General features: G+C 60.4%; 12 protein-coding genes. 5 read left to right on the top strand and 7 right to left on the bottom strand.

From position 1 onward, the window contains the following. Positions 1-41: 41 nt before the first annotated feature. From ACOQFT_RS09945 to ACOQFT_RS09915, 7 genes are all read right to left on the bottom strand, one after another. Positions 42-1325 (bottom strand): ABC transporter substrate-binding protein, encoded by a 1284-nt coding sequence (locus tag ACOQFT_RS09945; RefSeq protein ID WP_421597773.1) that lies wholly within the window; start codon positions 1323-1325, stop codon positions 42-44. 74 nt (positions 1326-1399) lie between these two features. After that, entirely contained in the window at positions 1400-2476 is a 1077-nt protein-coding gene (locus tag ACOQFT_RS09940; protein ID WP_421597772.1) for a branched-chain amino acid ABC transporter permease, read from the bottom strand. A gap of 3 nt (positions 2477-2479) precedes the next feature. Next, positions 2480-2737, bottom strand: coding sequence for a hypothetical protein (locus ACOQFT_RS09935; protein WP_421597771.1), 258 nt, complete (start codon positions 2735-2737; stop codon positions 2480-2482). A gap of 3 nt (positions 2738-2740) precedes the next feature. Continuing rightward, positions 2741-3727 carry a branched-chain amino acid ABC transporter permease gene (locus ACOQFT_RS09930; protein ID WP_421597770.1) on the bottom strand — a complete coding sequence of 329 codons (987 nt, stop codon included), beginning with the start codon at positions 3725-3727 and terminating at the stop codon, positions 2741-2743. Between the two features lie 29 nt (positions 3728-3756). Continuing rightward, a complete protein-coding gene (locus ACOQFT_RS09925) occupies positions 3757-4575 on the bottom strand; it encodes an ABC transporter ATP-binding protein (RefSeq protein WP_170444577.1) in 819 nt (272 codons plus the stop codon). 78 nt (positions 4576-4653) lie between these two features. Beyond that, positions 4654-6597 carry an AMP-binding protein gene (locus ACOQFT_RS09920; RefSeq protein WP_421598023.1) on the bottom strand — a complete coding sequence of 648 codons (1944 nt, stop codon included), beginning with the start codon at positions 6595-6597 and terminating at the stop codon, positions 4654-4656. Between the two features lie 711 nt (positions 6598-7308). Then, complete coding sequence (locus tag ACOQFT_RS09915) at positions 7309-8190, bottom strand: LysR family transcriptional regulator (RefSeq protein ID WP_421597769.1); 882 nt, start codon at positions 8188-8190, stop codon at positions 7309-7311. A gap of 97 nt (positions 8191-8287) precedes the next feature. Between ACOQFT_RS09915 and ACOQFT_RS09910 the strand changes: the two genes are divergently transcribed. The 5 genes from ACOQFT_RS09910 (at position 8288) to trpS (ending at position 12975) form a co-directional block, all read left to right on the top strand. Then, positions 8288-9268 carry an NAD(P)-dependent alcohol dehydrogenase gene (locus ACOQFT_RS09910; protein WP_421597768.1) on the top strand — a complete coding sequence of 327 codons (981 nt, stop codon included), beginning with the start codon at positions 8288-8290 and terminating at the stop codon, positions 9266-9268. Between the two features lie 50 nt (positions 9269-9318). Then, on the top strand, positions 9319-9675 hold the full coding sequence (locus ACOQFT_RS09905) for a VOC family protein (RefSeq protein ID WP_421597767.1): 357 nt from the start codon (positions 9319-9321) through the stop codon (positions 9673-9675). A 317-nt stretch (positions 9676-9992) separates the two neighbouring features. After that, complete coding sequence (locus tag ACOQFT_RS09900; protein ID WP_421597766.1) at positions 9993-10733, top strand: GNAT family N-acetyltransferase; 741 nt, start codon at positions 9993-9995, stop codon at positions 10731-10733. An 82-nt stretch (positions 10734-10815) separates the two neighbouring features. Next, complete coding sequence (locus ACOQFT_RS09895; protein WP_421597765.1) at positions 10816-11601, top strand: SDR family oxidoreductase; 786 nt, start codon at positions 10816-10818, stop codon at positions 11599-11601. A gap of 372 nt (positions 11602-11973) precedes the next feature. Beyond that, positions 11974-12975, top strand: a complete 1002-nt coding sequence (trpS, locus tag ACOQFT_RS09890) for a tryptophan--tRNA ligase (protein WP_421597764.1) — start codon at positions 11974-11976, stop codon at positions 12973-12975. Positions 12976-13335: the final 360 nt, after the last annotated feature.

Genomic DNA, 13335 nt, shown 5'->3' with positions numbered 1-13335 from the left:
CGGGGCGGCAGATCACCGCCGCCCCGGTGTATCAAAGCGCCTTAGTTGCAGCGCGAGTCGATGTTGTTTTCCGAGGCATAGGCTCCGGAGTCTTCGTCGATCAGCGCGCCGATCACGTCACCATCGGTCGGTTTGAAGTCCGAGATCATCGTCCAGGTCTTGTTCGCCGCGTCCCATTGGGTCACACCCACCAGAGCGTCGCCACCGTGGTTCTCGCAGGAGACCGAGAAGGTCGGACCAAAGTTCGGCAGGCCCAGTTCGGTCATTTTCGCCTCGGTCATTTCAAGCGCTTCCATACCTTCGCGCATTTCGGCGGCGGTAATGTCTGCATTGCCCGAAAGCTCCTGCGCCTTCTTGATGGCTTCGGCGGCCAGAACGGCGGCGTAGAGGCCACGGTTGTACAGAACCGTACCGACCTGATCAGCCGCGCCTGCGGCTTTGCCCGCATCAACCACGTGTGTCTTTAGGTCCTCGAAGACCGGGAAATCCGTGCCTACGTTGTGGAAGGTCAGCGCCTTGTAGCCATTGGCGGCCTCACCAGCGGGCACAACGTCGTTTTCCGAACCCGACCACCAGATGCCGATAAAGTTTTCCATCGGGAAGCGAATGTTCGCGGCCTCTTGCACGGCCACCTGGTTCATCACGCCCCAGCCCCACATCAGGACATAGTCGGGACGATCACGGCGGATTTGCAGCCATTGCGACTTCTGCTCCTGACCCGGATGATCAACCGGCAGCGCCACCAGCTCAAAACCGTGCTTCTTGGACAGTTCTTCCAGCGTGCGGATCGGTTCCTTGCCATAGGCCGAGTTGTGATAGACCAGCGCGATTTTCTTGCCGCTCAGGTCGCCGCCGTTTTCCTCGAGCAGATAGTTGACCGCCCCCGATGCCCCGTCCCAGTAGTTGGCCGGGTAGTTGAACACGTGGCTGAACACGGTGCCGTTCTTGGCCGAGGTCCGGCCATAGCCCATCGTGTGCAGCGGAATGTTGTCTGCGGTCACTTTCGGGATCAGCTGATAGGTGATGCCGGTGGACAGCGGCTGATAGACCAGCGCACCTTCGCCCTTGGTGGATTCGTAGCACTCAACACCTTTTTCGGTGTTGTAGCCGGTTTCACACTCGACCACGCGGATCGGAACGCCGCCGATACCGCCATCGCGTTCGTTCAGCAGGGTGAAATAGTCGTTATACCCGTCCGAGAACGGAATGCCGCCGGCTGCATAAGGTCCGGTGCGATAGCTCAGGTCGGGGATCACCAGATCCGCCAGAGCCGGCCCTGCGGCCATCAGGGCGCCAAGCGCCGCGGTTGCCAGTTTCAATTTCATCGGGTGTCTCCTCCCTTGGTTGGTCCGATGTTGGGGTCGGGCTTTTGCACCCGTTATCTGATTGGGCCGGCCCCTTAGTGCGGGAACGGCCAGAGTCTGAGTTTCTCCTTCGCCACGCGCCACAGCTGCGCCAGGCCATGCGGCTCAAGGATCAGGAACAGGATGATCAGCCCGCCGACGATCACCAGCTGCAGATGCGCCACGATATCCGTGGGCCAGCCCAGCCAGTCGGCGCCGACCACTTTCAGCACCACAGGCAGCAGCACCAGAAACGCCGCCCCCGCGAACGAGCCGAAGATCGAGCCCAACCCGCCGATAATGATCATGAACAGCACCAGGAACGATTTCTGAATGCCGAAGGCCTCGCCGACCTCGACCGCGCCCAGATAGACCGCAAAGAACAGCGCGCCCGCGATACCCACAAAGAACGAGCTGACGGCAAAGGCAGTCAGTTTCGCCCGCAGCGGGTTCACCCCGATGATCTCGGCCGCGATATCCATGTCGCGGATCGCCATCCAGGTGCGCCCGGTGGTGCCGCGCGTCAGGTTCCGTGCGATCAGGGCGCAGATGGTCAGGAAGATCAGGCAGAACAGGTATGTGGCCCAGGCAGGTGCATTCGGCCCGGTGATAATGATGCCGAACACATCGCGTTCCGGCGCGTTGATCTGACCCGAGGCCGAGTAGTTGTAGAACCACGGCACCCGGTTGAACAGCCACACCAGGAAGAACTGCGCCGCCAGCGTCGCCACCGCCAGATAAAACCCCTTGATCCGTAGGCTTGGCAGGCCGAACAGCACGCCGACGATGGCCGTAATCCCTCCAGCCAGAATGACGTGGATGAACATGCTGACATCCGGAAATGCGGTCATCAGCTTGTAGCAGGCATAGGCCCCCACAGCCATGAACCCTCCGGTGCCCAGCGACACCTGCCCGCAATAGCCCACCAGAATGTTCAGCCCGATCGCCGCAATTGCGTAGATCAGGAACGGCAGCAACAGCGCGTTGGCCAGATAGTCGTTGATCAGGAACGGAATGACCCCGAACGCCACCGCCAGCACGACATAATACCGATACCGGTCGAACTTGATCGGGAAGGTCTGGCTGTCATCAATGTACGAGGTTTTGAAATCCCCGGCCTCACGATAGAACATGTCTTACTTTCCCCATTCTTCCTGCGCTTTGTTGCGGGCCTCAGCGTCCAGTTGGTTGGACCCTTTGGCAAATCCACTCGCCTCGGAGGCGCGCACCAGTTTCAGATAGGCCAACACACCCATGATCAGCCCGACAAAGGCCAGGATCGCCGCGATGGTCAGCTGACCGTCCGTCAGATCGTCCGAGGTGATGGCGATGTACCCAAAGGCCCAGAACCCGGCCCATGCGATCACGTTGATGATGGCGATGAATTTGGCCATGCCCTACACCCTCTCGATGATTTTCTCGCCGAAGAGTCCTTGCGGACGGAACACCAGGAAAATCAGCGCCAGAACATAGGCGAACCAGTTCTCGGTCGCGCCGCCGACCAGCGGGCCGATGGCGAACTCGAACAGTTTCTCACCCACACCGATGATCAGCCCACCTACGATGGCGCCGGGGATCGAGGTGAACCCGCCCAGCATCAGCACCGGCAATGCCTTGAGCGCGATCAGCGACAGCGAGAACTGCACGCCCGACTTGGTGCCCCACATGATGCCCGCGACCAGCGCCACGAAACCCGCAACCGACCACACCATGATCCAGATGAAGTTCAGCGAAATGCCAACCGACAGCGCCGCTTGGTGGTCATCGGCCACCGCGCGCATCGCCCGGCCCTGCTTGGTGTATTGGCTGAACGCGACCAGAGCTGCCACCAGCAGTGCCGCGATCACCGTCGCCACGATGTCCAGATTGTCGAGGAAGAAGCCGTAACCGAAGATGTTAAAAGTCGTCTCATCGATCCACAGGTTGATCCCCTGCGGCAGGCCCACATCCAGCGTCTTGATCTCGGACCCCCACATCAGGTCGGCCACACCTTCAAGGAAATAGGCCAGACCGATGGTGGCCATAAACAGGATGATCGGCTCCTGCCCGACCAGATGACGCATGACGAACCGCTGCACGCACCAGGCCAGCAGCACCATCACGCCCATGGTCAGAATGATCGCCAGCAGCGCCGGCACGTTCCAGCCGAACTTGTGCACATGCGTTCCAAAGGTCGCGTTGATCACATGCGCAAACGGCACCTGACCGCTCATGATCCCGACCAGCGTCATCGCCGCGAACAGGGCCATGACCCCCTGGGCATAATTGAAAATCCCCGAGGCCTTGTAGATCAGCACAAAGCCCAGCGCGACCAGCGCGTAAAGCACCCCAGCCATCAGGCCGTTGAGGATGACCTCCATCGCGAATACGAGTTGTTCAGGCATCTGCGCCGCTCCTCATGTCTGTCCGATGCTTAGTCATGGCTGACCCCCAGATAGGCGTCGATGACGTCCTGATTGCTGCGCACCTCGTCCGGTGTGCCGTCGCCGATCTTCTTGCCGTAATCCATCACAACCACCCGGTCGCTCAGGTCCATGACCACGCCCATGTCATGTTCGATCAGCGCGATGGTGGTGCCGAACTCGTCATTCACGTCGAGGATAAAGCGGCTCATGTCCTCTTTCTCTTCGACATTCATGCCCGCCATCGGCTCATCCAGCAGCAGCAACTTGGGTTCGGCCGCCAGCGCGCGGGCCAGTTCCACACGTTTCTTCAACCCGTAGGGCAGCCGCGAGACCGGCGTCTTGCGGATGTGCTGGATTTCCAGAAAGTCGATGATCTTCTCGACAGCTTCGCGGTTTTCGACCTCTTCCGCCTCGGCTTTGCCCTTCCACCAGGCCTGCTGAAACATGTTGGTCTTCATGTAGTTCAGCCGCCCGGTCATGACGTTGTCCAACACGCTCATGCCTTCGAACAGAGCGATATTCTGGAACGTCCGTGCAATGCCCTGCCGCGCCACCTCATAGGGCCGCATCGGCGGGCGTTTTGACCCATGAAACCAGACCTCGCCCTCTTGCGGCACATAAAACCCCGAAATCACGTTCAGCATCGAGGACTTGCCCGCCCCGTTCGGCCCGATGATGGCGCGGATCTCACCCTCGCGAATGTCGAACGAGATATCCTTGATCGCCACCACGCCGCCAAAGCGCAGGGTGATGTTCTTCATTTCCATCACCACGCCGCCGATCTTGCGGCCGTCTTCGGTGACATATCCTTCAGTACTATCCAGCATCAGTCACTCCCTGACTTTTGCAATAATGGGACGGCGGGCGGGGCGATGACCGCAGGTCGAGCGGCGTACGACCGGCCCTCATTCCGCCGCTACCTTGTGCTGAGCAACCGGCACAACCGGCGCGTCCACGATTTCCAGCGTGGCGCTGATCGACCCCTTGCGGCCGTCCTCATAGGTCACCTCGGTCGTGGTCGAGACGGTTTTGGACCCGTCATACAGCGCCGCGATGATGTCGCTGAATTTCTCCTCGACGAACCCACGCCGCACCTTCCGCGTACGCGTCATCTCACCATCATCGGCGTCCAGTTCCTTGTGCAGCACGACAAAGCGATGCACCTGGCAACCCGACAGCATCTCGTCCGCTGCCACGGACTTGTTCACCTCTTCCACATGGCTGCGAATTGTCTCCAGCACCCGCGGATGGCCCGCCAGTTCCTGATAGGACGCGTAAGCCACGTTGTTGCGTTCCGCCCAGTTGCCGACCGCGGTCAGGTCGATATTGATGAAGGCCACGCAATGATCCCGGCCACTGCCGAACAGCACGACCTCAAGGATATCGGGATAGAATTTCAGCTTGTTCTCGACATATTTCGGCGCAAACATCGACCCATCGGCCATCTTGCCCACGTCCTTGGCACGGTCGATGATCCGCAGATGGCCCGAGCCTTCCTCGATAAACCCGGCATCCCCGGTGGCCACCCAACCCTCGGCATCCTTGGTCGAGGCTGTCGAGTCCGGGTTGTTGTAATATTCTACGAAAACACCGGGTGAGCGATAGTGGATCTCGCCTTTGTCGTCGATTTTCAACTCAACCGCAGGGGCAGGCACACCAACCGTATCCGCGCGCACCTCACCATCCGGTTGAACAGTGATGAACACGGTAGCCTCGGTCTGGCCGTAAAGCTGTTTCAGGTTGATGCCCAGCGAGCGGTAAAAATCGAAAATCTCCGGCCCGATCGCCTCACCGGCCGTATATCCCACGCGGAACCGGCCATAGCCCAGCGTATCCTTGAGCGGGCCATAGACCAGCATATTGCCCAGCGCGTATTTCAGCCGGTCGCCGAAACCCACCGGCTTACCGTCCAGCAGCAGCCCTCCAACCTTCTTGGCGTGCGCCATAAAGTGATGGAACATGCGCCGCTTGAACTGACCCGCATCCTCCATGCGGATCATCACGTTGGTCAGCTGGGTTTCGAACACGCGCGGCGGGGCAAAGAAATAAGTCGGTCCGATCTCGCGCAGGTCGGTCATCATCGTGTCGGCGCTTTCGGGGCAGTTCACGCAGAAACCGCACCAATAGGCCTGACCGATGGAAAAGATGAAATCCCCGACCCAGGCCATCGGCAGATAGGACAGGATGTCCTCGTTCCGGGTCAGGTGATCGAATTCCGCCGAGTTCTTGGCGCTTTCGATCACGTTGCGGTTCGACAGAACCACACCCTTGGGCTTGCCCGTGGTGCCCGAGGTGTAAAGCATCACGCAGGTATCATCATAGGTGATCGCCGCAGTCCGCTTGTCCAGTTCCGCATCGAACCGCTGATGGCCTGCGCGGCCCTCGGCCATGATGTCCTCCAGCGCGTTCATCTGGGAATGGTCGTATTTCCGCATCCCGCGCTTGTCGGTATAGAAGATGTGTTTGACCTGATGCAGGTTTTCCTGAATCTCGATGACCTTATCGACCTGCTCCTGATCGCCGCAGACGACGTATTTCGCGCCACAGTGCTCCAGCACATAGGCCATCTCTTCGGCCACAGAGTCCTGATAGAGTGGAACTGGTACCGCGCCCACCATCTGCGCGGCCACCATCGACCAGTAATGCGCTGGCCGATTGCGGCCAATCACGGCAATATGGTCACCTTTTTCAACGCCAATTTCCAGAAATCCAAGCGCCATCGCGCGGACCTCGGCAGCGGCTTCCGCCCAGGTCCAGCATTGCCAGATGCCGAATTCCTTTTCCCGATAGGCCGGGGCATCCCCGAACTGAGCGACATTGCGGTGTAGCAGCGCCGGAAGGGATACCATCCCGTCCGCGCCCGACTGCGTCTGAGCCAATCTCTCTCTCCTCCCCATCCGGCCCCTCCCCGGGCCGGAAATGGCGGGTCCGGGTTGAATCCCCGAACGCCAACGCCCCGATAAGGGACGCGAGAAAGATCAGCGTCAAGTTTTGCCTGATGTTTTCTCAATTCTTACGAATTGTAACATAGCAAAGAACAGACGGTTACAGGGCGCGAGACGAATGGCAGCTTTGAGCCCGACTCGGCCATTGTGATTTCATGCTGCGCGCGCTCGCAGCGCGAAAATCTCCGCGACTGCATCATTTTCGGCCTCGCTGAGCGGCGTGAAAACCCAGCCTTTCATGCATGCTGCAGCGAGATCAGCCACTTGAATGCGGACAGAGTGAGAATTCGCTGCGTTGGCGCCTTTGGCAGTTCTTCCACAGTTTGAGGACCTCCAATTTGCGTAGCACACAAACTGTACACCACCAGCGGTTACGCCTTTGATACAGCATAACACCGTGCCCATTCCCCAAGGGTAGACCGATTTGTGCCAAATTGGATTTGGACCAACGGCATACTGACGAAGGGTTGGGCTTGAACCGCACCTTTCCCATTTTAAGACTACACGATCATTTCATTCCAGCGCGCCACATGGACGTTGATCCACGAAGTCGCAACCAAAGTCGCCGGAAGCGCGGGCGTCGGGACGACATCCGCACCGCAACCCCAGAGGCTTTCACCCTATGAAGTCCGCGCGCCGCTCGAGCAGGCTTTCGTAGAGAAAATCAACGAAGAGCCGGACCCGCTGCACCCGGCGCAGGTCGCCGTGCATCAGCACCCAGGTCGAGCGGCTCTGGTCGAGCTCGGTTCCCGGTACCCGCTGTAACTCGGGGAAGACGCTTGGCACCCAGGCCGCCAGAAAGGTCATCCCTGCCCCGGCGCGGGCAAGGTGCATGTGCATCGCAGGGTCCGGGATCGCATGGCGTACCGTCGCGCGCGGAAACGGTGAGGCGGCGATCATCGCCTGCAATTCCGGCATCTCGCCGTAGCCGAGCCAGGTCAGACCCTCACCGCGCGGCCCGGCATCGTGCAGATGCCTGTCGATGTAGCTTCGCGAGGCGAATACACCGATCGATAGCGGAAACAGCTTGCGCCCCACAGCATCGCCCGTGAGGTCGCGCACATGGCGGATCGAGACATCGGTTTCGAGCTTTTCGATCGAGTCGATAGCGTAGGACAGGTTCATGTCGATGTGAATGTCGGGATAGAGCGACAGGAACTCGCCCAGAACCGGCGCCAACAGGAAATGCGCGGTCATCGGATCGGCCGACAGGCGGATGCGGCCCGCTGTCTCGCTATCCAGCCCACGCACGGCGTTGAATCCCTGCCGCAAGCACGCCTCGGCCTCAAGCGCTTGGGGCAGAAGCCTGCGACCCGCCGCCGACAGTTCCAGCCCGCCCGCACTGCGCCGGAACAGTTGCACACCCAGCTGCGCCTCAAGCCCTTCGACCTGTCGGCGCACGGTGGCGTGGGTGCCGTCCAGCTGCTCGGCAGCCCCACGGAGCGACCCCGCCCGCGCAACGGCCAGAAAGGCCGGAAGAGATTTCCAATCCACCATGCGGAACGATTATGAACCATCCTGGATCATTTTCCACAATATTCGGAAGGAAACCGATCCGGTAGATGGAGCGCAACCGAACCGAAAGGAGGCCGCCATGACTGCAACACTCTCTGCTTGGAGCATCAATCACTACGGACCCCCCAAGGTGCTGAGCCCGGTGACCCGACCCATTCCGGAACCCGGCCCTACCGAGATCCTGATCCGCATCCGTGCCTCGGCCGTAACGCGCGCCGATGGCATGATGCGGACCGGGCAACCCCGCTTTGCGCGTCTTTTCCTTGGCCTACGCCGCCCGCGGCAAAACCTGTCGGGCACCGGGCTGTCGGGCGAGGTGATCGCTGTGGGCGACAGTGTTAACCGGTTTGCCGTGGGCGACGCCGTCTTCGGCGAGGCGGGGCTGAAATTCGGGGCAAATGCCAGCCACATCTGCCTCGACGAGTCCGGCGTGCTGATGAAAAAGCCGGATGCGCTGTCGCATGAGTGCGCCGCCGTCATGTGCGATGGGCCGATGACCTCGCTGAACTTTCTGCGCGAGGTGGCTGACCTGCGGTCCGGGCAGAAGGTACTGATCCTCGGCGCTTCAGGCAGCCTAGGCAGTGCGGCGGTGCAGATCGCCGCGGCGATGGAGGCCAAGGTCACCGGCACCTGCAGCGCCCGCAATGCCGACATGGTCGCCGCCCTCGGGGCCGGCCGGGTCATCGACTACGGCCAGGAGGATTTCTCCCGACAGACCGAGCGCTATGATGTGATCTACGACACGCTCGGCGTTTCGTCCTTCGCCGAGGCCAAGCGAAGCCTGATCCGCTCTGGCCGCTACGTCTGCCCGGTGCTGGGCCTCGGATTGCTGGGCGCGATGCTGCGCACCGCGATTGCGGATACGCGCAAGGCACGCTTCTCGGCTACCGGCATGCTCAAGCCGGACGTGCTGCGCCCGATGCTCGCCACCCTCGTCGACATGATCGAGGACGGCAAGCTGGCGCCCGTTATCGATCGGGTCTACCCATTGGGCGACCTGATCGCGGCGCACCGCCACATGGAGACGGGTCACAAGCGCGGCAATGTCGTAGTAGTGTGAGCGCGGGCCACGCAGTCAGCTGAACCACCAATTCAATCGGAGAGATATCCATGAAAATGAATTACTTCGTCGTCGGAACGAACGACATGTCCGTATCGAGGGCCTTCTACGACGCACTCTTTGCAGGCGCGGGCCTTCAGACCATGTCGCCCTCGGATCGCATGACCTACTGGCTCGGCGAGGACTTTGCTTTCGCAGTCGCGATCCCGTACGATAAAAAGCCGGCAACAAACGGGAATGGCACGATGGTCGGCTTTTGTGTCGGGACGAAGAAAGACGTTGAAAGAATGCACAGCCTGGCGCTTGACCTAGGCGGCACATGCGAGGGCGCGCCCGGTCAACGTGGACCGAAATTCTCGGCCTATGTGAGAGACCTTGATGGAAACAAGCTGTGCCTGTCGGACTAGAGTCAGGAACTTTAGACAGGTCCACCTTAACAGCGGCGTCTACCAGCAGCACGCGTTCGTCAAAACGACGCAACGACCAACCCGCCGACCTAGGGGCCGTTCGCCGCAGTGCTGCGGGTGTCTGCAAAGAACAACCGAGCCAAGAACCCGGAACTCGATGATATCCGATTGACACGGAAAAGGCCTCAACGACTTGCGAGACGAGCGAAAACCCGGTCTTTGCGTCTGTACGCATCGTGGAGACATGAAAGCACAAAATGACACGAATTACCTCGTTTGCCGGATCAGGCTTTGACTTGGGGGCCCTGCATTGCGCCATGCTTGCCGCGTTTTCTGACTATATCGTTCCGTTGCAACCAGATGCAGACACGTTCAGGGCGGCGCTGAGCTCGAGAGGTTTTGACCCCAAGGCGTCCTTTGTCGCCATCGAAAATGATCAAATCATCGCGTTTTGGAACGTCGCGACGCGGAACACAAAACGGTACCTGATCGGCAGCGGAACCCGGATTGGCCACAGAGGCCGGGGATTGGCGTCCCGTTTGGGCATGGCGGCGATAAGTGCGGCAGAGAATGCCGGAATCGAGAGCTTTTGGCTGGAAGTCATCGAGGGGAACACAGGCGCGGAACGTCTCTATCGGAAGATGGGATTTGATGTGACCAGAAAGCTCGACTGCTATCGGCTTGATCATCCATCTCCTGATCCGTCTTCATGCGAACGGTCGGATTTCGGGACCGTTGCGAATGCCATTCAGAGGAATTCAACTTGGGAGCCGACCTGGCAGAACGCCACGGAAACTATCTCTGGCTCGCCGCTGACGTCCTTCCTGCATGAAAAAGGCGGCGCGATCATCGGCGCAGGTGGTCTCGTGCATCAGATAGCCGCCAGCGACCCCTCGGCCTTGGAAGACCTCCTCGCTGCGGCAGCGACGGTCGGCTCGCTGACATTGGTCAATGTCGAGTCCGCCGACAGTGTCTTGTGTTCTCTCTTACAGGAGCTTGGGGCTGATCGCTTCATTGTTCAGTATGAAATGCGCCTGTCATTGCCAAACCTGTCCTAGCGGTCGGGGATAGGCCTGCTGACGGAAAGCCCCGGTTTGATGGCTCCACGCCGCGACCGTAACCAGCATCGAAAGGAATACCATGTCCCGATTGAACACCAAGATTTGCATCGTCACGGGTGCGGGCCGCGGTATTGGCGCTGCGATCGTGCGGGCCTTCGCCCGGGAAGGAGCCACTGTCGTCGTGACCGATAAGGATGAGGGCAGTGCCGCTGATTTGGCCCGTGAGATCGGCGGGCATCACTTGCGCCTCGACGTTGCGTCCGAGGCTGACTGGACCGCGCTGGCCGAGGCGTGGCCCACCTGCGACGTTGTGGTGAACAATGCGGGAATCACGGGCTTCGAGGAGGCAATGCGCCTGCACGACCCCGAGCATGCCTCGCTGGCGGATTGGCGGGCCGTACATGCGGTCAATCTGGACGGTACGTTCCTCGGCTGCCGCTACGCGATCGGCGCGATGCGCGCCAAGGCCACGGGATCGATCATCAATATTTCGTCGCGTTCAGGCTTCGTGGGCATTCCTGCGGCGGCGGCTTACGCGTCGTCAAAGGCCGCCGTGCGCAACCACACCAAGTCCGTCGCGCTCTACTGCGCCGAACAGGGGCTGAACATCCGCTGCAATTCGATCCACCCGGCGGCGATCCTCACTCCGATGTGGGAGCCCATGCTGGGCGATGGGCCGGATCGGGAGGCGCGCATGGCAGCCTTTGTGGCCGACACGCCGATGCGCCGATTTGGCACGGTCGAAGAGGTCGCCTCCATTGCACTTCTGCTCGCTTCGGACGAGGCTGCTTACATGACCGGAACGGAGCTGACTGTCGACGGCGGGTTACTGGCCGGCTCGGCCGCAACACCCAAGGCGGACTGAGCGCGAACAAGGTCGCGGTCAGCAACCCGCGGGTGTGTCGCGTTAATCGGCCCGTGACTTCGCAGGTCAACTTGGCGCGTGTGGCTAAGGCCTGCTCCGTGCCTTGAACGAAGGTGGGCGGGCCCGAATCGAAGTGTTCTCACCGCGCTGCTGCATACCCGCTTCAAGCCCTTTCTACCATTTGATTGACAAGAGATCTCGCCGAGGATAGGCGGTGCCTATGGAAAACACTACGATCATCGCAATGACCTGGTGGCTGGCCTCCTGACAGGGTGGCCGGATAACCAAACGTATTCCGAGGCCGCCGCATGGGCGGCCTTTTGTTTTCCGAGCTTCCCGATGCGCCGTCTCCCGTTTCATGAGAAGACACAAATGAACAGACCAACCATTCTGACAGGCGACCGCACCACGGGGCCGCTTCACATCGGGCACTATGCAGGCTCGCTTGCAAACCGGCTGCGCTATCAGGACAGCCATGAACAATTCCTGCTGCTGGCGGATACTCAGGCCCTAACCGACAACGCCCATGACCCGGAGAAGGTACGGCGCAGCGTGATCGAGGTCGCGCTGGACTATTTAGCCGTTGGCATTGATCCCTGTCGCACCACCATCTGCCTGCAATCGCATCTTCCGGCACTCGCGGAGCTGTCGATGCTCTACCTGAACTTCGTCACGGTCGCGCGGCTCGAACGGAACCCGACGATCAAGGACGAAATTCGCATTCGCGGGTTCGGACGGGATATTCCCGCCGGGTTTCTGTGTTATCCGGCGGCACAGGCGGCGGACATCACGGCTTTCAAGGCGACGGTCGTGCCGGTCGGCGAGGATCAGGCCCCGCTGATCGAGCAAACGAACGAGATCGTGCGGCGCATCAATGCAACCGCAGGCTGCGCCGTGTTGCCCGAGGCGCGGGCGATCATCCCCAGGGCGGGCCGGTTGCCCGGTATCGACGGCAAGGCCAAGATGTCGAAATCCGGCGGCAACGCCATTGCGCTGTCTGCGTCGTCCGAGGAGATCCGAAATGCTGTCAGGGCGATGTTCACCGATCCGAACCACCTGCGTGTCGAAGACCCGGGCTGCATCGAGGGCAATGTCGTCTTTGCCTATCTCGACGCCTTCGATCCGGACCAGGACGGGCTTGCCGAGCTCAAGACGCAGTATCAGAGAGGCGGGCTTGGCGACAGCAAGATCAAGGCGCGTCTGGAAGCTATCCTTCAGGAGCTCATCGCCCCAATTCGAGAGCGTCGGGCACAGCTCTCCGAGGACCGGGGATACATTCTTGATGTGATCAAAGAAGGCACGGAACGGGCGCGAGAGCGCACCGAGGCGACAAGGCGGGATGTGGTGAGTGCCCTGGGTCTGTTCCAGTTGTAGCTGAGCAATGGCGGGCGAGCCGGATGCAGGTCCGTTTCGTCCGCGCTTGTCCATTGTTGCTTTCGATCAGTCAGAGTGAAACGTTGTCTTATGCGAGCGATCAAGTCGGGGAATACCATGAAGGCGGATCTCGTGCGAACAGGCCGCAAGACTGCCTGGCTGCCAATTCGCCTCCCTGCCAGCGGGGACCGTATCTGCAAAACCCGCCGATACGAAGCAGTGCAAGCGGAACGACTTTCGTTGAACGACTACTTTGGAAAATATCCCTGCCATTCATGCAGGCTGCGGCATTGGTCAAAGACGATCGCGTCCGAGAACGGGTTTCGGCGAACGAACGTCTTCAGGCGGACCAGTGTCGCG

Origin of the sequence: Ruegeria sp. MALMAid1280, from assembly GCF_049195285.1 — a bacterium.
Taxonomy (GTDB): Bacteria; Pseudomonadota; Alphaproteobacteria; order Rhodobacterales; family Rhodobacteraceae; genus Ruegeria.
The sequence above is the reverse complement of the archived record's forward strand: the minus strand, read 5'-3'. Positions and strand labels throughout refer to the sequence as shown.